Origin of the sequence: uncultured Aquimarina sp., from assembly GCF_947495315.1 — a bacterium.
Classification (GTDB): domain Bacteria; phylum Bacteroidota; class Bacteroidia; order Flavobacteriales; family Flavobacteriaceae; genus Aquimarina.
Window position 1 is genome coordinate 292,876 of record NZ_CANLYD010000005.1, and the last position, 23,222, is coordinate 316,097.

Here is a 23,222-nt window from a genome sequence, read left to right on the forward strand (position 1 = left end):
GATTCTGATGATATATTATATGTAAGCAACCCATAAATGTCTTTTTATTAGATACGCGATACCCTTTTAAAGCACTATTAAAAAGCCCCAAATAATAAACCTATGAGAAATGTTACTTTGTGGATAATACTATTATGCAGTAGCCTTGCTATGGCTCAATTGAACTCTACTGCTCCATGGATGAAGGAACTTAATTTAAAAAAGAGCAGTAAAAAACCTACTTTTTCTGAAGTTCAACAAGCATTTGATACGTATTGGGAAACCCATGATAAGGATGCTAAGGGAAGTGGTTATAAACCATTTAAAAGATGGGCTCAATTATGGGAAAGACATGTAAAAGCCGATGGTAGCCTTCCAACAGGAAAAGATCTATGGGAAGCGTGGGAAGCACAAAAACGTTTTGGCAGTAATGCCAAAATCGCAAAGATGGCAGACTTAAGTAATTGGCAACCTATAGGGCCTTACAATCACGTACAAGCCAATGCACAACCTTCTGGTCAGGGCCGCTTAAATGCGGTGACTATTGATCCTAACAACAGTAATACTTGGTATGTAGGTTCACCTAATGGTGGTCTTTGGAAATCAACAAATGGAGGTGGTAATTGGAGTCCAATGACGGATGAGTTACCAAGAGTTGGTGTATCGGCTATTGCAGTAGATTATAACAATTCAAATATCATCTATATTGCTACAGGAGATGATGATGCCGATCAAACACCTACGATTGGGGTGATGAAATCAACCGATGGAGGTGTAACCTGGAATCAAACAGGATTAAATGTAAATACGTTGGGAAATGTTACCCAATTAAGTGAATTGTTTATAGATCCCAATAACTCTAATAAATTAGTGTGTGCTTCTAATAATGGAGTTTTTACGTCCTCTGATGCTGGAGTTAGCTGGTCACAAACGCTTGTAGGAAACAACATTAAAGATTTACGGTTAAAACCAGGAGATGCCAGTATCGTTTATGGAGTAACCACTACAGCTTTTTACCGCTCTACAGATGGTGGAGCTAGTTTTACACAAGTAACTAGTGGAGTTCCTACAAATACTGGAAGAATGGTCATCGATGTAACTCCAGCAAACCCAAATTATGTCTACATTTTTAGCTCGGATGCTACTGACCAAAGAGTACACGGGATTTATCGCTCTAACAACAGCGGTCAGAGTTTTACAACCAGGAACGAAGATAGTTATACCATCATCGGGAACTACCAGGTTTGGTATAATATGGCGATGGGGGTTTCTGATACCAATGCTAATGAGATTTACGTAGGGACTTTAGACGTTTGGAAATCCACGAATGGTGGTCAAACATGGGATAAACTAAATCGTTGGGATCGATTAACAGAAGCATATACCCACGCAGATATTCATAGTATTCGTGTAGTAAACGGAAAAGTATTGGTGGCCTCAGATGGAGGGATTTATTCGAGTGATAACAATGGGACAAATTTTCAACCACACTATCAGGATCTGCAAATAGGAGAATTTTTTAATGTAGCTGTAGCGCAAGGTAATCCGGGAAATATTTCCGGTGGACTACAGGATAATGGTGGTTTTGGAGTAGGAGTTAATGGAGAATACAGAGCGTATCACCCAGGAGACGGAGTAAATACATTAATCACACCTACCGATGATAATATGTATTACGGACTGATCCAAAACGGAGATATTCTATATGTGTCTCATCGTGGAGATGGTCAGTTAGCTCGAGTATATCGACCTTCCAATGCAGGAGCTGGTGTTTGGGTACCACCTTTATCTGCTGATGCTAATGGAGATGTATACGCTGCATGGAGCAATTTATTTAGACTAAATCGAACCAATTATTCGTGGGAATTAGTAGGTGATCTTGGTGGATATACTGATGTATTGGAGATAGCACCTTCAGATCCTAATCGAATCGTTTCCTCCAGTCACCAAAATATTAGAGTAAGTAAAGATGGAGGTCAGACGATTGATTTTAATATCAATGCTGTAGGGAATTCTATTGCTGGAATTGCAATCCATCCGGTCAATCCGGATATTATGTGGATCACAACCGATGGAAATGGTGCTAACAAAGGAATTCATAAAACTATTGATGGAGGACTTACCTGGACAGATATCACCTATAATTTCCCGGTAGCGACAGAATATCCCGAGGATATAGTACATCAACCAGAGCATTCTCAGAACCCAATATATGTATCGACAGACCTTGGTGTATATAGATTGGATGATAGTAGTAATACCTGGGAGCCTTTTATGAAAGGGTTACCCAATACCAAGATCGAAGATTTAGAAATCAATATAGAAGACCAAACCTTAACTGCAGGAACCTATGGACGTGGAATATGGCGTACTTCGATTCCTGTAGAATTGCTTCAGGAAGATATTCGTTTGGCTAAAATCGTAAGCCCACAAAGTTCGGATAGTAATTGTGGAAGTATTAATCCTCAAATTAATGTTCGAAATAATGGAATCAATACTATAAACGCCATAGATATCACCTATACCATTGATGGAGGAACACCTGATGGAATTACCTGGACCGGTACATTGACATCTAATCAGGAAATAGCCATCAATCTTCCAGAGTTGAAACTTCCAGCTGGAACCTATCAATTAACGATAACTATCGATTCTGCAAACGATGAAAACGCTTTAAATAATCAACGTTCTGAAACATTTACGATTAATGATACAGGAATTGTAAATGTTACAAACACCTTTGAATCTGCATCAGACAATTTAATTGTTCAGGGTGGAGTATGGCAACGTGGAGTTCCAACAGGAAATCGATTAAATACCGCCAGTAGCGGTACACGAGTTTATGGTACCAATTTATCAGGAAATTATCCATCCGATACAAATGCATTTTTAATAACCAATTGTTTTGATTTTACCACAATTCAAAATCCGGTACTGAAATTTCAAATGGCTTTTGATTTAGAGACTAATTGGGATTGGGGCAACGTGGAATATACTACTAATGGCGGACAAACCTGGAGTACTCTTGGTCGAAAAACCAGCCAGCCTACTTGGTATAATAGTGATTTAGACGGAAGTAATTTTAATGGAGATTGTTATGGATGTCCTGGAGCACAATGGACAGGAAGAGATACCACAATGAAACAATATGCATATGACTTTGCTACCAACGCTGCTAATGGAGAAACAGATTTAACAGGAGCTGATCATATTTCGTTTAGAATTAAGTTGTATTCAGATAATGTAACCAACCGGGAAGGAATGATAATCGATGACCTTGTGATCGAAGGAGTAGATATCACCACAAGAATACACCCAATTGCCTTCTTAGAAGGAGCAGGAATGAATCCGGTAAACGGAGAAGAAAACCTAATGCGAGATGACCTCAGAGTTGCAGGAATCGTACCCAACACCTCTCCATATAGTGATGGTTTAATTGTGCCATCATCTATGTTGAATACAACAGGAACTGATGCAATTGTAGATTGGGTTTGGTTAGAGTTTCGAGAAGCTACCAATAAAGCTAATGTTGTGGCAAGCCGTTCGGCACTGTTACAACGCGATGGAGATATTGTAGATGTAGACGGAAATCAGCAATTAAAACTTGATCTGATCGCAGGAGACTACTTTTTAGCGATTAAGCATAGAAATCATTTGGGTATTGTTTCGGCATCTACCTACTCGTTAACTGCAACAACCGCAACGGTAAATTTAAGTATAGATACCGCATCCATCACAGGGGGAGCGAATGCTGTAGTATTACTCAATAATGGCCACTATGCTATGATTGCAGGAGATTATGATGAAAACGGTCAGATCCAAAACTCAGATATAAATCAGATGTTACTGCTATTAGGAAATAGTGGATATCATAAGGCGGATATGGATATGAATGGCCAAATACAAAATACTGATATCAATAATGTGATAAACAAAAACCTTGGAAAAGGAGAACAATAAATCAAAACCTATACATAAAAATAGGGTAAAATATAAGATCACTGTATTAGATAAATATAAAAGTAAATCCGTTGTGCATTTTGATATAAACATTTTAAAATGCAAAACAGATAGAAGTAAATAAAAAAGTTATTTAGAAATGAAAAAAAATACCCCTTTCATAATCTTATTATTGTTAAGTGCCTTAGGATTTTCTCAATCGTTCAATTACCAGGCAGTCGTTAGAAATGCCGGTGGAGATCCTGTCGTCAATCAATCTATAGGAGTTCAGATTCAGATTTTAGAAGGAGCCGCACCGGACTTAGTTGTATATACAGAAACGCATACCGTAACATCTTCGGCTCAAGGAATCATCTCACTACCTATAGGAATTGGAGCGACTTCAGATACGTTTGGTACAATTAACTGGAGCCAGCAAAACCAATGGATCGGTATTGCTGTAGATATTACAGGTGGAACCACCTATACTAGTATAGGAACTAATAAATTACAACAAGTCCCATATGCGTTGTATGCTACTAATTCGGGTGATAAAACCTTTGACACTACCAATAATGTAACAAGCAATTCAAATGGAACCATCGATACTGATGATTTTGTATTTGGTAGTACACAATTAGATAATATTTCGAATAATACAGATGATAATGCCCGTATGTTTTTTGATAAAGATAAAGCAGCATTTAGAGCAGGTATTGTAAATGACCTAAGTGAAGGAACTCCTATTCCTGGGGATTTATGGGATGATGCGAATATTGGGTATGGATCTGTTGCCCTAGGTGCAGATAATGCTGCCAAGGCAGGAGGTTCTGTAGTATTGGGAAGTAATAATAGTATTGAATCAGCTTCCTCCAGTTCTATTGCTTTAGGATTATCAAATATCATTAATGGAAGTGCCTTATCGGCATTTGCTGTAGGTGATGGTAATACAGCATCTGGGAATTTTGCAGGAGCGATTGGGGCTGGCAATACAGTTGGTGGAAACAGTAATATTGCTATTGGTAGAGGATTAACGACCAATAATAAGGATGCAATTGCTTTAGGGTATTTTAATACCGAAATCGTAGGAAGTCCTGGAGTTCCGAATCCAAATCAACCACTGTTAATTTTAGGAAACGGAACTGATGCAATGAATACTTCAAACGCTTTGGTCATGTTGCATAACGGAAAAACTACCTTAAATGGTGAATTGACCATTGATGGTGATAATCAAGGTGCAGGAACTTCTTATACACTGCCTGGGCAAGACGGAACCGCTAATCAAGTGATGAGTACAGATGGTTCTGGAAATGTTTCCTGGATTACCCAACCTGCAACTCCTTCGGTTATATTTTCGACAACAAATAATATTACAAGTAATGCGAATGGAAATATTACTACTGATGATTTTGTGTTTGGGAGTACACAATTAGCAGATGATGCGACAACTTTTGATGATAATATAAGACTATTCTTTGATAAAAGTAAAGGAGCTTTTAGAGCTGGATATGCTCAAGATGATCAATGGGATGATGTTAACGTTGGCTCAAGGTCAGTTGCCTTTGGAAATCAAAATGTGGCAAGTGGTTTTCAATCTTTTATTATGGGAGCTCATAATACGGTTTCTGGACCAACTTCTGCTAGTTTTGGTGCAAATAATAACATTACAGGTATCGGGACTTTTTCTACAGGTGAGTTTTTAACAGCAGAAGCTAGAAGTCAAGTTACTATAGGGTATTTAAATACAGCTGAAGCTGGAAATGCATTGATAAAAGTTCCTACTGATCGTTTATTTGTAATAGGAAATGGACTTGATGAAATGAGCAGAAGCGATGCATTAGTGATGCTAAAAAATGGAAATACTACCCTAAATGGTTCATTAACCATTGATGGAGATAACCAAGGCGCAGGAACTTCTTATACCTTACCTGCGCAAGATGGAGCAGCTAATCAAATAATGAGTACCGATGGTTCTGGAAATGTGTCTTGGACAGCAGCGAGTGAAGCATTTTCTACAACTTCAAATGTTACAAGCAATGCAAACGGAACAATTGCAACAGATGATTTTGTGTTTGGTAGTACGCAATTAGGAGATACTGGAAATACAGACAACGATAGAAGACTATTTTTTGATAAAAGTAAAGGCGCTTTTCGCGCTGGTATAGCAGAAGGTAATGAATGGGATGATGCAAGTATTGGAGAATTTTCTGTTGGATTAGGTAGGCGTGCTTCAGCCGGTGGTAGTGCTTCTATATCTCTAGGTACATTTACTACTGCTTTAGGAGACGAATCTGTAGCTGTAGGTTATGCAGCTGGGGCCTATGGATTGCGTTCTGTGGCTATAGGTTATAGAACACTTGCACAGTCAAAAGAGCAAATTACTATAGGAACACATAATACTATAGCCTCTGGAGATTTGAATAATTGGGTACCTACAGATAGACTCTTTGTTATAGGTAATGGAGATGCAGACAGTAATGGTGGCGGTAGCTCCTCAAGAAGTGATGCATTAGTGATGCTCAAAAATGGAAATACAACCTTAAATGGTTCATTAACGATTGATGGAGATAATGCAGGTTCCGGAGCATCGTATACTTTACCTATTCAGGACGGAGCTGCAAATCAAATTATGACTACAGATGGTTCAGGAACAGCAAGTTGGGTTGACACACCAACAGGTGGCGCTTTTTCAACAATAGCTAATGTTACGAGTAATGCGAATGGAACAATTGCTACAGACGATTTTGTATTTGGGAGTACACAATTAGACAATGACACCAACACTGTGGATGACGATAAGCGTATGTTCTTTGACAAAGGAAGAGGAGCTTTTCGTGCTGGAGAAGTAGAAGCAGACGAATGGGATTCAACTAACATAGGAACTAACTCTACTTCTTTTGGTATTAATAATATAAGTTCCGGTGCGGCATCGTTTACAGGTGGAGATGAAAATCAAGCGACAACTTTTGCAGCTATTGCCTTGGGAGTTGCAAACAGAGCTACTGGTAGTTCTTCAGTTGCTATGGGATCTGGTTCGAAAGCTGAAAGTAAAGGGCAAATATCGTTAGGAGTTAATAATACTCCTTTGGCAGGAGATCCATTTACTTACATATTAACCGATCGATTATTTGTTATTGGAAATGGTGTGTCTCCTTCCGCAACACCTAGTGATGCATTAGTGATGCTCAAAAATGGAAATACTACTTTAAATGGTTCCTTAACTATAGATGGAGATAATGCAGGTTCCGGAGCATCGTATACTTTACCTATTCAGGATGGAGCTGCAAATCAAATTATGAGTACAGATGGTTCCGGAATAGCAAGTTGGGTTGATGCACCAACATCTGGAACAACATTACCAGCTGGTGGAACCAACGGACAAGTGTTACAAACAGATGGTATCGGTAATTACAGCTGGACAAACAATACAGAAGCTCCCGGAGCTTTTACACCTTTAACTCTTAATACTGCTGCTGGATGGGAATATTACAATGCTGCTTTTGGTGTAACCAACTTTCAGGATCCACGATATCGAAAAGTAAATAACATCGTCTATCTCGAGGGGATGTGTAGAAAGAACGCAGCCATTAACAATGCAGATACGATTATGACCTTACCGGTTGGATTTCGCCCAGCAAAAACACGCATCTTTTCTGTTGAGACGGAGAATGGATCTATACGTGTTGATGTCAATGCTAACGGAACTGTTTTGGTCGCTACCGGATTTAATATCAGTCAAAATTGGGTATCCCTGGACGGGATCACTTTTAGTGTAGATTAAAAAATAAATAGGGTAACTCAAAACTTGGCTGTACTAGATATAACACAGAATTATTTTTTTACTGAATTACTATAAACTTAATAAACATTCTTAAACCCCTTTCATTATGAAAAAACTACTATTTTCATTAGCAACGATCTTAAGTATCGTATACGGTTCGTATGCCCAATGCGGTCCCGGAGAAGATACCACAGCGCCCGTATTTGGAAATGCAGGAGATGGAACCATGGCAAATCCATTTAAAAACTTATTAGTGTCTACAGTAGGTAGTGTGCCTAGTGGCACCTATTATTTTAATTTTAACGGTAGTACTTTTCAAGGAGCACTAGACAATGACACTGATGGTGGAGGTTGGTTAATGGTATTGAATTATGTACACTTGGCAGGGGATAACACAGCGCTTACAGTAAGAAACACAGATCTCCCATTATTAGGTTCTTCTACTGTTGGAGACAATGAAGCAGGAACTGCCAATTGGGGACATATGGGTAATGCGCTAGCGGCTGCAATCGATTTTGAAGAAGTGCGTTTTTATGGTGAAACTACGGGACATACCCGTATTATTAATTTTAAAACGTCTTATATTAATGCCTTAAACTACCTTAAAACGGGAGTTGGTAATTTTATTGGAATTAATAATGTTGCTAATTTTACTGCACTCTCAGGGCATACTGCGAATCTCCCTGGTCAAACTGCAAATTATTTTACAAATCAAGGAGATAATGCCTTAACAGAATTTCCGTTTTCCCGTAGTGCACAATTTCACTGGGGAATTCGTGGTGGTGGAGTCAATGGAAACCGCTGGGAAGTTGACGATAGTGCGATAAATACACAAAGCACGATTCATCGTGTTTGGGTTCGTGGCGATCTCTCACCATCAGCAACGCCAACACTAAGTGCCACTTTAGATAACACAGGAAATGTAAGCATAAGTCCAACAGACTTTGGGTTCACTCTTACGGATAATTGTAGTACTGAAGCCAATATAAGCCTAAGTCTAAGTCAAACAGATTTTACCTGTGCGGATGTTGGTGATAATACGATACAATTTACGGCTACAGATGAGCAAAATAACAATGTAACCATAGATGTAACGATAACCATTGTAGAATCTCCACCAGTAATAAATACAGCTCCTCCAGCACCTTTTCTTATTGTAGCATTGGATAGCAATGGAGAGGTAGTATTAGACTTGGCAACATTAAATACAACAGTTACAGATGATTGTGGTATTATGAACACGACTATTAGTCAAACAGATTTTAATTGTGATGATATAGGATTTAATTCGGTAACAATTACTACTACAGATGTGAATGGAAATGTAACAAATGCCAGTATGCCTTTTATTATTACAGATCCAGTACCACCAGTAATTCAATGTATTGCTCCTTTTTCTGTAGCATTAGATGGAACAGGAAGTGTAACACTGAATCCAAATAGTCTATTAGAGAGTTTTACAGATAACTGTAGCGGATTAGGAAATGTTACTTTAGATAAATCTGTATTTACCTGTGCAGATATTGGAGATAATTTGGTTACACTTACTGTAAGTGATCAAGGAGGTAATGAAACTACCTGTACTACCACAGTTACGGTAACCATACCATCATGTCCAGGAAATTTAACTTTGCAGGCAGAAATAGACGCCTGTGGTGTTACCTATAACTATCCTTGTGCAAGTAATGTTACTTCTGGCCCTCCAAGTGGTACCTTTTTAGCAGTAGGAACAACCAATACATTTACCTATGATACGCTGGACAATATGGGAGCTACTGTTTCTTGTAGTTATGATCTTACTGTGGTAGATCAAGAAGGCCCTGCTTTTATCACCAGAGATCAGACCTTAGTTTTGGATGTTGCAGGAACAGCGTCATTAACAGCTAATGATTTATTAGGTTCAGATCCCTTAGCTCCAGATTATACAGTAGACCAAACAGGAACTTTTAATAGAGAAGATATTTCAACTACAGGTACGGAAATCCTACTTGAAGATGATCAGGTTTCGACTGCATTACCTATTGGTTTTGAGTTTGCATTTTATGGAAACTTATATAATGATTTTTACATTTCATCTAATGGATTTATCACCTTTACAGCCAATAGTGATGATGGATGTTGTGATGGACAAGTACTTCCAGATACTACTGTGCCTAACAACTTAATTGCCTTCGATTGGGAAGATTATGATCCTGAATCCGGAGGAAACATTCGTTACGGAACTATTGGTACGGCACCAAATCGTATTTTGATTATGGATTTTGATAATGTAGCACATATTGACGATCCTATGCAAGGAACCACCACACAAGTTAAACTTTTTGAAACCACCAATACTATTGAAATCCACGCCACTAGCATTTCAGACTTAGGATATGATAAAACTCAAGGTCTTGAAAATATAGATGGTACAGCAGCGATTATTGTACCAGGTCGCAATGCGGCACAATGGAGTACTACTAATGATGTAGTTGCCTTTATACCAATTGCAGGAATCATAGATGGATGTGGTGTAGATACGCTGGTAGCTTCACAAACAGATTTTGATTGTACGAATTTGGGAGCAAACATCGTAACCCTAACTGCGACGGATCTTAATGGTAATGTTTCTATGCAAAATGCAACAGTAACAATCACTACTACAGATACTACAGCTCCAGTGATCACCTTAACAGGAGATGATCCACAAGAGATTGAACGAGGATCTACATATACAGAATTAGGAGCTACAGTAGACGATGGATCTATAATAGCAGTTGATACTTCTTCATTAGATATAAACACTGTAGGGAGTTACAGTGTAACCTACAATGCTACCGATTTGTCTTGTAATGAAGCCATAGAAGTTGTTAGAACTGTAAACGTAGTAGATACAACTGCACCAGTGATTAGCTTGACAGGAGCAAATCCACAAGTGATAGAGTTAGGTGCTGGATATACAGAATTAGGAGCTACTACTGATGATGGATCAGCAGTAGTGATTGATACGTCTGTATTTGTAGATGCAGTAGGAAGTTATAGCGTAACTTACAATGCTATTGATGCTTCAGGGAACAATGCAGTAGAAGTTGTTAGAACTGTGAACGTGGTAGATACAACTGCACCAGTGATTAGCTTAACAGGAGCAAATCCACAAGTGATAGAGTTAGGTGCTGGATATACAGAATTAGGAGCTACTACAGATGATGGATCAGCAGTAGTGATTGATACGTCTGTATTTGTAGATGCAGTAGGAAGTTATAGCGTAACTTACAATGCTACTGATGCTTCGGGAAACAATGCTGTAGAAGTGATCAGAACGGTAAATGTAGTAGATACTACTGCACCAGTGATTAACTTAACAGGAGCGAATCCACAAACTATTGAGTTAGGAGATGGATATACAGAATTAGGAGCTACGGCAAATGACGGATCAGCTATAGTGATTGATGCCAGTGCTTTTGTAGATGCAGTGGGAAGTTATAGCGTAACTTACAATGCTACTGATGCTTCAGGAAACAATGCTGCAGAAGTGATCAGAATGGTAAATGTAGTAGATACCACTGCTCCAGTGATTACTTTAAGTGGAGACAATCCGCAAACTATAGAATTAGGGTCAGGGTACATGGAATTAGGAGCTACTACTGATGATGGATCAGCAGTAGTGATTAATACGTCTGCATTTGTAGATGCAGTAGGAAGTTATAGCGTAACTTACAATGCTATTGATGCTTCAGGAAATAGTGCCATAGAAGTGATCAGAACTGTAAACGTAGTAGATACAACTTCACCAGTGATTAGCTTGACGGGAGCAAATCCACAAGCGATAGAATTAGGTGCAGGTTATACGGAATTAGGTGCTACTACCGACGATGGATCAACAATAGTGATTGATGCATCTGCAGTAGATGCCAATACCTTAGGAAGTTATAGTGTTAGGTATAATGCTACTGATGCTTCAGGAAACAATGCTATAGAAGTTATCAGAACTGTAAACGTAGTACCATTGTTATCTATAGAAGATAATCTATTTTCTAAAGCTATTATTGTATATCCTAATCCAACGAGTAGTATACTTTATATTGAATCTTCAGAAAACCCTATGGATACTATCGAAGTGATGGACATGAGTGGTCGTATTATTAAACGTATAGCGCAAGATGCTATTAGCCGATATCAAATGAATACCTCTAATCTTTCTGGTGGTATTTACTTTGTAAAAATTACTTCTGGTAACAAAGAAGCTATCAAACGAATTACCAAAAATTAATACGCTTGATATAATAATTGGTTTGTTTTATTGGAATCTGTCGAAGATATTAACTCTTGATTTTTATGAGGTCTTTGACAGGTTCCTTTTTAAACTTCATAGCTCTTAGATACTATCAGACCATCGATATTTTGTATTAAAAATCTATCAAAAACAGAGCTTCGCAATTAACAGAAAAATAAATAGGGTATATACATACTTAACTGTACTCTTTATGACGGAGAATAAAATTTCAAAATAAAAAATTTTAAACATGAAAAAAAATACCCCGCTATTAATCTTATTGTTTTTTAGCCTATTTGGATTTTCGCAATCCTTTAATTACCAGGCTGTGGTAAGAGATGCTAACGGTGATCCAATTGTGAATCAATCGATTGGTGTACAAATACAAATTCTAGAAGGAGTGGCGCCTGATAATTTAGTATATACTGAAATCCATACTGTGACTTCAACAGCCCAAGGAATTATATCCTTAGCTGTAGGTACAGGTACAACTTCAGATAATTTTAGTACAATTAACTGGAGTCAGCAAAATCAATGGATTGGAATTGCTGTAGATATTACAGGAGGAACAACATATACAAGTATAGGAACGACCAAATTACAGCAAGTGCCTTATGCCTTATATGCTGCCAATTCAGGAGATAAAACCTTTGATACCACCAACAATGTAACAAGTAATGCATCAGGAACTATTGCCACCGATGATTTTGTGTTTGGTAGTTCGCAATTGGATAACATTACTAATAATACTGATGATAACGCCCGAGTGTTTTTTGATAAAAGCAAGGCTGCCTTAAGAGCGGGTATTGTAAATGATGTAGAAGAAGGCACTCCAGTTGCCGGGGATTTATGGAATGATGCAAATGTTGGGTATGGGTCCATTGCCTTAGGGGTAGATAATGCTGCCAAAGCGTTTGGTTCTGTAGCAATAGGAAATGAAAACACTATAGAAACCGCAGTTTCCAATTCTATTACCTTAGGATCAGGTAATACAATTAACGGAAATGCATTGTCCGCTTTTATTTTAGGTGAAGTTAATACGGTGTCTGGAATTCATTCACTAGCATTAGGAGCCAATAATAACGCAGGCGGAAATGGGAATATTGCGATGGGTCGTGGGTTAACTACTAATAATAAAGATGCAATTGCGCTGGGGTATTTTAATACTGAAATATCAGGAAGCCCAACAGGTTATAATGTTAATCAGCCATTATTAATAGTAGGAAACGGAACGGATCAGATGAATACCTCCAATGCACTAGTGATTCGTCATAACGGAAATACATTATTAAATGGAGCATTAACCATTGATGGAGATAACACAGGTTCTGGTATTGGATATACATTACCCTCACAAGATGGTACTGCCAATCAAGTAATGAGTACCGATGGTGCCGGAAATGTATCTTGGATCAATGCGCCTTCCGGAGGAGCTTTTTCAACAACATCTAATGTGACGAGCAATGCTAACGGAACTATTGCCATCGATGATTTTGTGTTTGGTAGTACACAATTAGATGATGATACCAATACCACAGATGACGATTTTAGAATGTTCTTTGATAAAAGCAAAGGAGCTTTTAGAGCAGGTTCAGCTGTTGGAACTGAATGGGATAATGTCAATGTAGGAGCAGGTTCAGTGGCTTTTGGTAATAAAAATACGGTAAGCGGTTTTCAATCTTTTTCTGTGGGTGTTCAAAATAATGTTATTGGGGCAACTTCCGCTACCTTTGGCGCCAACAATACCATAACAGGTATTGGAACCTTTTCTACAGGTGAGTTTTTAACCGCCGAAGCAAGAAGTCAAGTCACTATTGGATATTTAAACACGGCTGCCGCTGGAAACGCATTGATAAAAGTTCCTACAGATCGTTTGTTTGTAATTGGTAATGGATTTGACGAAGCCAATAGAAGCGATGCGTTAGTAATGCTAAAGAATGGAAATACAATGCTAAATGGCTCATTAACTATTGATGGTGATAATCAAGGTACTGGCCAGGCATATACATTACCTGCCCAAGATGGTACCGCTAATCAGGTGATGAGTACAGATGGTTCTGGAAATGTTTCCTGGATTACCCAACCTGCAACTCCTTCGGTTACATTTTCAACAGTAAACAATGTTACAAGTAATGCCAACGGAAATATCGCTGCGGATAATTTTGTATTTGGTAGTACTCAACTTAATGATATCGAAAATAATGCATCAGATGATGTTAAAATGTATTTTGATAAAAGTAAAGGGTCTTTTAGAGCAGGAACTTCATTAGACAGTAGTGGAGATGCTTTTGTTTGGAATCCTATTAATGCAGGTGATTATTCTGTGGCGATGGGGCGTTATTCGTTGGCACAAGGTATAGCCGCAACCGCATTTGGTACAAATAATAATGCGGGAGGTGAAAATGCTTTTGCTGCAGGATTTCAAAATTTAGCCTCTCGTCCTTCTACAGTTGCGATCGGTGCTAATAATAGTGTTTCTGGATTTTATGCAGTAGGAATAGGTCGCGGAACTCAATCTACCACGTATGGACAACATACTATCGGATTATTTAGCGAATTTGTAAACGGAAGTGATGCAGCATATGTGGCTACAGATCCTCTATTTATTATCGGAAATGGAATAAGTGACATCAATAGAACCAATGCATTAGTAATGCGTAAGAATGGTAATACACAACTAAACGGGTCATTGACAATTGATGGGGATAATGCAGGAGCAGGAACAGCTTATACCTTACCAGCTCAGGATGGAACAGCGAATCAAGTGATGACCACGGATGGTTCAGGAAATGTTTCCTGGACAGCAGTAAGTGGCAATGATGCAGATGCCGACCCTACCAATGAAATCGAATTACCGGCAGGAGGAACAGATGGACAAATTTTACGAACTAATGGAAGTGGAGGCTATACCTGGGTTAACGACGCTGTAAATGATGCAGATAATGACCCTACCAATGAAATTGAGTTGCCGGCAGGAGGAATTAGCGGGCAAGTTTTAACCAGTAACGGTGCTGGTGGATCTCAATGGACATCTAATGTATCTGCCGCTACAGTAGAAACACCTGCGTTAACTATTACAGGTTTGCCAGCTTTTGCAGCAGATTTAGATGGAACTAAAGTCTTGTCTGGGGCCGGAAGTTTTGTAGGACTTACTGGTTGGAGAACTAGTGATGGAGCATTACCCAAAAACTTGTTCGACAATGGGAATCATTTTAATGAAACTACAGGGGAATTTACTGCTCCGGTGAATGGATTCTATTATTTTACGGCTCAAATACGTTTTGATCAGATTAGCAGTGGGTATTTCAGATTGTTACTTGGAGTTAATGGTACCACTAGCTTAAATAATGGATTACACGCAATTTCTGAGGGAGATGCCACAGGAACACAATTCCATACACTAAATGTTGGAGGAGTTATGAAATTAAATGCTAATGATAAAGTAAATATAATCGTCTTTTCAAGCTCGGATGCTTCTTGGTCCGTTAGTGATGAAAGTGGATTTAACGGATATCTGATCAGTAGGTTTTAATAATTTGTAGAACTTATCTTAGAAATAGATATAAGTAAGAAAAAAGCGTTAAAAGTCTAATTTAAAACTTGGATTTTTAACGCTTTCCTGTATGTTATATAATCTTGAAATTTTAAGTTTAAATTTCGAATAATGAATATCAGTTTTTGTGATTTAGTTTTGAAACTTCCAAATACATTTATATGTGGTGAAATAAACCAATTCAAATCATATTTTTAGTTAGAATTATAACTCGAATAGAAAAAGTAATTTCCAAGATTTAAAGGCTTCAAAACTAAAATGTTTTGTAGCCTTTATTTTTCTGGTGACCTCGTCTGTAGTTAAAATTTCTGTTGGCATTATAAAATGAGTTTTAATTAATAAGGCCCCACATCAATTGCGAGATCGGGATAACATTTAGGATTATCATTGAAATAAATTTCAAATGACAGTTCTTCAGTTAATTCTACTTTCGTTCTACAAAGCTGGTGTGATTTGATGAATTTTATTCCCAAATTGGAAATGGGTTGAGTGATATTTTAATAGCTGTTTGACCACTTTCTATTGTAAAATTGCTAAAATATAAAACTTAGGTATTCGACATAAAAAAGATGATAGTGTTTGAGCTCAGTGGTATAGTTGTCTATAATATGGCAATCTGTAGCTACATTATTAATAATATAAATTTTTTGGTCATTCTAACTTGGTTTATGGTCACTCCAGAACACACTTGTAGCCATAATTTTGCTGTATCAATAATTAAAACTTTAATACAATGAAAAAAATATTTTTAACAGGAGCTACAGGAAACACAGGCTCACAGGTAGTAAATCAATTAGTAAAAACAAATTCTCAAGTCACTACGTTAGTGCAGGAATCTTCCAGTGAAACTCAAATCAACAAATTTGAAGATTATGGATTCACAGTGGTAAAAGGAGATGTTTTAAAATCTGATACTTACGAAAATGAATTATCAAAAGCAGATGTTGCTTTACTTCACGTCGGAAATTCTGAAAATCAATTAGATATTGAAAAGAGTTATATCGATACAGCAAAGAAAAGTGGTCTAAAGCATTTAGTAAAGTTTTCAGCATTTAGAGCCGATGAAAATTCGCCTTCTGAAATATTAGCGGTACACGGTAAATCGGAAAACTACATAAAGAATAGTTCAATACCATATACTATGGTTCGACCTAACTTTTTTATGCAGAATATCTTAATGCAAGCAGATGCTATTAAAACTCAAAATACTTTTTATCTGCCATTAGCAAACACAAAAGTGGCTACTATTGATACTAGAGATGTAGCAACATTTTTATCGACAGTTTTAACCGAAAAAGATCACGAAAACAAGACGTTTGAGATTTCTGGACCAGAGGTTATTAGTTTTCACGAAATGGCTAAAACCCTTTCTGAGGTATTAGGTAGAACTATTAGCTTCACGCCTGTTTCATTTGAAGCATTTGAGGCTTCACTGAAAAGTTTAGGTCTTAATGACTGGAGTGTTAATGCATTTTCTGGTCTTAATCAATATGTTGAGAATCAAGATGCGATGGCTTATAAAACAGATGACTTTGAAACAATAACTGGTAAAAAACCTGCTACTTTTAGACAATTTATTGAAGACCATAAAGACTTCTTTATATAAATAATTAAAACTTATCATTATGAAATATTCAGAAGAAAGCAATTTATCGGTCTTAAAAGATTGGTATAAATCAGCAATAAATGGAGAAGGTGAAAAAGTAGCTAATACTCTTTCTGATGCTATTAAATGGCATTTTGCAGAAGGCCTAGGTGTAGGAGGAGACTATCAAGGAAAAGAAACCTTACTAAGAGATGTACTTCCGGAATTTTTCTCCGAATTTGATAAACTACAAGGATTTCCTTCGGATTTCAAAGCATTAGGAAACCTGTTTATTGTAAAGGGAACTTATATAGGCAAAACGAAAGAAGCGCAAAAAGATTTCTCAGCTGAATTTATGCACATTATTGAAATGAAAGATGGTAAAATTACTAGCCTTTATCAAAACACCAATACTGATGCTTATACTAAAGCTTTGGGAGAAGTTGTTATACAGCGTATGGATGACAAAACAAAACCTTTTAGAGTGTAGTATGCCGCATTATTTTTAGGTCTATAAACAAAAAAGAGAGTAGTTCTTTATATAAAGAATCACTCTCTTTTTGTTGAACTTATTTTGAGTTATTCTTTTACTTACTAATGTCTCATTTACACCCTGATTTTCTTATTTTTAGCTTCCATCGAGTTCTATTAAGTGTTACGCAATTGAAGTGGTGTTTTACCAGTTTTCCTCTTAACAAAACGAATAAAATGTGTAGGATTATCAAAGTGTAAGTTATATGCTATTTCACTTACAGACTTTAAAGTTTGTAGTAACAACGATTTAGCTTCCATTAATTTACGGTCGTGAATAATCTGTAAAGCTGTTTTACCTGTTAAGCTTTTTACCACATAATTTAAATGCGTTGGATGGATTGCCAAAGCATTTGCAAATTCTTGAACTGATTTTAAAACTTTCTCGGTGTCTTTACCGTATTGTTCTTCTATTAATACATTATACCTATTGAGTATTCTGGTGTCTGAATCTTGAATTATTGCATTTGTACCTATTTTTTTTACATATAAGTTTTTAGCCTCAAGCAAGATTATATTTAAGTAAGACCTGAAAATGTCTTCTTTGTTTTCAATGTCTTGTTCCGCTAGATTGCTTATGCTTTCACAAATTCCTTTTAAATGTGCGCTTTCCTCATTAGAAACACTGATGCTCATTGATGCATTTTGTGTGAAAAATGGAAAATCAGAATGTAGTTTGTTTTTTTTATGTACAGTGGAATAAAAGTCTGAAGTAAAAAAGATAACGAAACCGCTTAAAGGGGTAATGCTTTCCCAAGATTGAATATGTCCTTCACCAGAAAAAAACAGGGTATTTGTATCTAAGTGCTGTTCTTCGGAATTATTTTTCATATCAATTTCCCCACTTAGAATTACCATAATCTTATAAAAATGTTTTCTGTATGGTGGCATTTTTTGAGGAATCACCTTAGCAGATTCTTCCAGTATACCTATAGAAAAACCATTAAATACTGCCTTATCATAGTTTATGAAGTTTAGGTAGTCTTTGATGGTAGAGAATGTATATATGTCGTCTATTTTCAATATAATTAAGTATTTAGCTTTAAAGATATTGATTTTTATATCTAAATAAAAACAGCGACCCTCAAAATAGAAATCGCTGTTATTAAAATTGTATATATTTTAGGTTTCGGTTTTTTTTAGTGATAAAATCTTACTCCAAAATGGTATTAGTACATAAACCATAGCGGGAACTAAAATAATCGTTAGTACAAAGGTTCTTACTAAAATCGGTAGTTCATTTAAATACTCTCCAAAAAATAATAAAATCCCTGTTATTGCAGGATAGATTGCTATCCAAACAATGAATGCTGATTTTAGCTTTTTCATTTTGTTGGTTTTTGAAATATACTTTTGTCTATATCTGTTTTGAACTTAATATTTGTCCAATTAATGAACGCGTAGTTCGTTCCTTTTGCATTTCCATCCCAATTTTCTGCTTGTATGTATTTACGCTTAGAAGGTACTTTAATACCATCTATAGTCTCGTATTCAAATTGCATTAAACTAGGTTCGGTAAGACCAAATGCTACGACTGTAAAAAGAAACTGATCTATTAGTTTTGTTTCTTTATTGATGTATAAAATATAGGTGTCTTGAGCGTCTCCAACTTTATTACCAAATGTAATTTTGACTCTATTGTAATCTTTACTATTTACCTTTTGGTCTGCAAGTTTCTCGTAGTTGATGCCATCATCTAGTAATTTAAAAAACATAGTGAACCAGTAATAATTTGTTTTCCTAAGGAATCTAGCTATGCCATTAGCTTGGTCATCATCAGACACTTTTCCATCAAAAGTTACCCAAGAGTCCTTACCATTGTATCCCTCTACAACCTTACCATTAGCTCCTGAAAAACTATGTTCTGTATAGGCAGCATATGATAATTCTCCATCAAAAACATAGGTCTCGTTTCCTACTAACGTTATGGCGCCTTCTCCAGGAGGTGTACGATATTCAATATCGTAATTTACATTACCTAAGTTATAAAAATTTTGTTTCCCTCCAGTGGCTTCTACAGCTTGTGCTACTAATTCTTTTGCTGTTTGTGCTGTTGCTATCGTTGATACTGCTAACAGCATCATTATTAAAATTGATTTTTTCATTGTTTAACTATTTTATGTTATTATTTGATTCTTCTTCTAATACTGTTCGAACGACATACTTGGTACAGTTTGATTACCTATTCTATGTTTGTTCTTTTGAATAAATTCTTTCCAAGTGGTGGGTTTGCGACCAGTAATACCTTCAAAATTGTCAAAAATCTTTCCTGAAGGAACTTCACCAGAAGCGTTAAGCGCAAATTGATCAGATACACACTTCATATAGGCATCGGCATATACTGAATCTTTAGTGCCTTGGTAGGTCATATCCCTAAACTCATCTGGATTGTGCTCCACAACATTGAAATCTTGTTCGGTAACTTCGGTCATTATCTCTGAAATTTCTGTTATGGTTTTTGCATCATACCCTAGTGGAATGGTTTCATTATGGTATTTTTCAGGATGGATAAATATCTGTGCGATGACGGCTGCGATATCATCGGTATCAACCCAAGTCCAATTAGAATTACCTATAAAATCGTGTAAAGTATTTTCCTGAAGCCATCCAAAATTGAAGATATTCTGCATAAAAGATTCTGGTTGTAAGTGGGTATAGTCAAAACCTAATTTTTCGATATAAGCTTCAATAAACTGATGCCAGCCCCAGTGCGATACTTCATTGGTATCTGTGCTTGATGCTCCTATATGAACAATGTGTTTCACACCTTCTTCTTTTGCAATGTCAAGAAAGCGCTTGCTTTGTCTCATCATATCAGCTGTATAGCTTGTCATCAGTAAGGCACTATCCATTCCTTTTAAAGCGGGTCTAATAGATTTTTTGTCTTCAAGGTCTAAATACACTCCTTTTACATTAGACCCATCAATTACTTTTAGGTTTTCTTTATTTCTTGATGTCCCAAAAAGCTGTAAATCATTTTTTGTGCTAAGTAGCTCTATAACCTTGCTACCTACTTGCCCAGTTGCTCCTACGATGAGGATGTTTTGATTTTTTTTATTTTTCATTTTTTACTTATTTAAATTTTATTTTGTTTATGTTGTTGCAGGTGTCAACCTTAATTAGGGTTGACCCTTTATTTACTTGATTCTTCTACAGCGAGGTCAAATACTTTATAGTTGCCTTCATTCCAACTTAATTCTTCAATGACCTTGTAAATTTTCCATACATTATCAGATTTACGCATCCAAAAGTTATGAGTACCCACCATAATTTGTACAGGACTCCCAAAATCATTTTTCTTGTAATGTTGTGCATGCAGCATTACGGAAACATAAGCCTCATTATCCTCAACCACAATTTTATAAGGAGTTAGGTCGTGTTGCGTAGCATCTAAGGTATCAAAGAATTTGGCTGCGCCAGCTACCCAGTCATCAGCTTTTACTTCCATTATGCCTCCATCTCCACCTATAGATACGGAGAAGTCCATTTGTAAATCATCTATAAATAATGCTCTATGCATTTCCCAATCTTTTTTATCAAGACTATATGCATACGTACTTACTATTTGTGCGATAATTTCTCTATCATATAGCAATTGTATTTTTTCTGAATCATTTAGTGATTTCTCAGATAAACGTCCTGGAATAATTTTATTTTGACTTAAATTTTTCATTAGTAATGTTTTTTGATTATTAAATAATTACACTACAAATTTACCTTTGAAATCAGCTTATTATGTAACCATTTTACAAGACGAAATGACCAAAATGCAACTTCTCTACTAGGGATTTTTTTATTTAAATTGAATGAAAGGATATTTGTGAAATCTAGAGTGTTATCTAATACAAAAACAGCGATCTTTCATTTCTGAAAGACCGCTGTTCCATCCAACATTAAATCGTATTGCTATACCAAAAGTAACATAAGATTAACCTTAAATACTTGTTCATTTTCCTCTTTTTTTCATTGTAAACCTCTTCTGTAGCGATGACTAGGCAAGAGATTTGCAGATTCAAAAGAAGAAAAAGCAACTACGCATTTTTTAGCCTTTTCTTATGTCGCATTTGATATTATTTATTTTGAACTCGTATCTGCTATTTTTAATTTTTTAAATTTTTGGTCAAGTTCATCAGTTTCTATAATTTCCCATCCACCACCTAGAGCTTTGTAGATAGCAACTAAGGAAGTAGCTGATGTTATTTCACTTGAAGCCAATCTATTTTCTGCTTGAAGTAATGTGTTATCGGCACTTAGATAATCAATAAAACTGTCTAGACCTGCATTAAAACGTTGCTTTGCAATTTTTGTAGCGTTAGCACTAGCTAGAGATGACTTTCTTAAGGTTTCTCTACGTTCTAATTCATTAGTATAATTACTCATTACGGTTTTAATCTCTTCTAGTGCCTGTAATACTGTTTTTTCGTATTGATTAAGGCTTGCAAGTGTTCTTGCATCGTTTTGCTTTATTTGTTGCTTGACTCTTCCTAAATTAAATGCTGCCCAACTGATACTTGGAAATACACTCCAAGTAAACGACTCTTTACTACCAAAGTTTGAAAAATCAACTGCAGAGAACCCTATGGATCCACCAAATTGAATTTTAGGATACAGCTCTGCTACCGAAAGATTGTATTTTGCAATTTGAATTTGTAACTCAGCTTCAGCACGACGAACATCTGGACGACGTCTTAACAAATCAGTTACATTACCAATGGCTACTGAGCTCGGTAGACTTGGTAAAGGTTTTTTATTAATAATGTCTTCGTTAAGACTTCCTGGTACTTCACCAATCAATACACTAATGCTATTTTTTAAGGCTTCAATTCTTGCTTGAAGAGGTGGAATTATTGCTTTTGTATTTTCTAATTGAGCTAAAGCTCTCGATACATCTAAAGTGTTACTTGTACCGGCATTTGATAATCGAACCGTTAAGTCATAGGTTTCTTGTTGACCTTTGATATTACGATTGGCAATGTCTAATTGATACTGAGCGCCTCTTAGTTCAATATAATTTTTAGCAACTTCAGCAAAAATAGCTACGTAAGTTCCTTGCATATCGGTTAACGCTAATTGTTGGTTAGCATAAGCACCTTTGATTCTATTAGAGACACGTCCAAACACATCTGCTTCCCAAAAAGCATCAAAACTTCCATTGTAGGTGGTGAACGTAGGATTTGTACCTTGTACAAAAATATTCTCTCCTAAACGTGTTCTGTTTACATTTCCATTGGTGGTAACCGTAGGCAATCGGTCAAGTTTAGTTCCTTTTAAAGTAGCTCGAGATGCATAGAAATTTGCAACCGCAGTATTGATATCTAGATTGTTGTTTCTTGCTTTTTCAATGAGTGTGTTTAATATTGGGTCATTAAATTCTGACCACCATTCTAAAGTGATTGCTGTTTCTGCTTTCGCGAAAGCATTATCTTGTAAATAATTATCGTTTATATCAACATTTGTGTTGACATCAAAATCTCTTTTGGTGATTCCACAGGAAACCAAAATAAGAGACAGTATCGTAATAAGTGTTAGATTTTTCATCATTTATGTTTTTAATACGTTGAACTTTACTGATAACAAAATTACTTTGGTAAGAGTGTTTTAG

12 protein-coding genes are annotated in these 23,222 nt (G+C 36.4%); 6 read left to right on the forward strand and 6 right to left on the reverse strand.

Annotated elements, in window-relative coordinates:
• Positions 1 to 102 precede the first annotated feature (102 nt).
• The 6 genes from Q0910_RS11370 (at position 103) to Q0910_RS11395 (ending at position 17,579) form a co-directional block, all read left to right on the forward strand.
• Positions 103 to 3,939, forward strand: a complete 3,837-nt coding sequence (locus Q0910_RS11370; protein ID WP_299216155.1) for a glycosyl hydrolase — start codon at positions 103 to 105, stop codon at positions 3,937 to 3,939.
• Positions 3,940 to 4,078: 139 nt separating this feature from the next.
• On the forward strand, positions 4,079 to 7,699 hold the full coding sequence (locus tag Q0910_RS11375; protein ID WP_299216158.1) for a hypothetical protein: 3,621 nt from the start codon (positions 4,079 to 4,081) through the stop codon (positions 7,697 to 7,699).
• Positions 7,700 to 7,805: 106 nt separating this feature from the next.
• Complete coding sequence (locus tag Q0910_RS11380; protein ID WP_299216161.1) at positions 7,806 to 11,948, forward strand: immunoglobulin-like domain-containing protein; 4,143 nt, start codon at positions 7,806 to 7,808, stop codon at positions 11,946 to 11,948.
• Between the two features lie 253 nt (positions 11,949 to 12,201).
• On the forward strand, positions 12,202 to 15,483 hold the full coding sequence (locus Q0910_RS11385; protein WP_299216164.1) for a hypothetical protein: 3,282 nt from the start codon (positions 12,202 to 12,204) through the stop codon (positions 15,481 to 15,483).
• Between the two features lie 754 nt (positions 15,484 to 16,237).
• Positions 16,238 to 17,110: an SDR family oxidoreductase gene (locus tag Q0910_RS11390; protein WP_299216167.1), complete on the forward strand. Its 873-nt coding sequence runs from the start codon at positions 16,238 to 16,240 to the stop codon at positions 17,108 to 17,110.
• Between the two features lie 19 nt (positions 17,111 to 17,129).
• On the forward strand, positions 17,130 to 17,579 hold the full coding sequence (locus Q0910_RS11395) for a nuclear transport factor 2 family protein (RefSeq protein ID WP_299216170.1): 450 nt from the start codon (positions 17,130 to 17,132) through the stop codon (positions 17,577 to 17,579).
• A 158-nt stretch (positions 17,580 to 17,737) separates the two neighbouring features.
• Here Q0910_RS11395 and Q0910_RS11400 read toward each other — a convergent pair whose 3' ends face one another.
• From Q0910_RS11400 to Q0910_RS11425, 6 genes are all read right to left on the reverse strand, one after another.
• Positions 17,738 to 18,643, reverse strand: a complete 906-nt coding sequence (locus tag Q0910_RS11400; RefSeq protein ID WP_299216173.1) for a helix-turn-helix transcriptional regulator — start codon at positions 18,641 to 18,643, stop codon at positions 17,738 to 17,740.
• Positions 18,644 to 18,742: 99 nt separating this feature from the next.
• Entirely contained in the window at positions 18,743 to 18,949 is a 207-nt protein-coding gene (locus Q0910_RS11405) for a hypothetical protein (RefSeq protein ID WP_299216176.1), read from the reverse strand.
• Positions 18,946 to 19,725 (reverse strand): DUF6503 family protein, encoded by a 780-nt coding sequence (locus Q0910_RS11410; RefSeq protein ID WP_299216179.1) that lies wholly within the window; start codon positions 19,723 to 19,725, stop codon positions 18,946 to 18,948. The genes Q0910_RS11405 and Q0910_RS11410 overlap by 4 nt, the downstream gene beginning before the upstream one ends.
• A 36-nt stretch (positions 19,726 to 19,761) precedes the next feature.
• Positions 19,762 to 20,685, reverse strand: coding sequence for an NmrA family NAD(P)-binding protein (locus Q0910_RS11415; RefSeq protein WP_299216182.1), 924 nt, complete (start codon positions 20,683 to 20,685; stop codon positions 19,762 to 19,764).
• Between the two features lie 68 nt (positions 20,686 to 20,753).
• Entirely contained in the window at positions 20,754 to 21,293 is a 540-nt protein-coding gene (locus tag Q0910_RS11420; RefSeq protein WP_299216184.1) for a nuclear transport factor 2 family protein, read from the reverse strand.
• 401 nt (positions 21,294 to 21,694) lie between these two features.
• On the reverse strand, positions 21,695 to 23,158 hold the full coding sequence (locus tag Q0910_RS11425) for a TolC family protein (protein ID WP_299216187.1): 1,464 nt from the start codon (positions 23,156 to 23,158) through the stop codon (positions 21,695 to 21,697).
• Between the last annotated feature and the right edge of the window lie 64 nt (positions 23,159 to 23,222).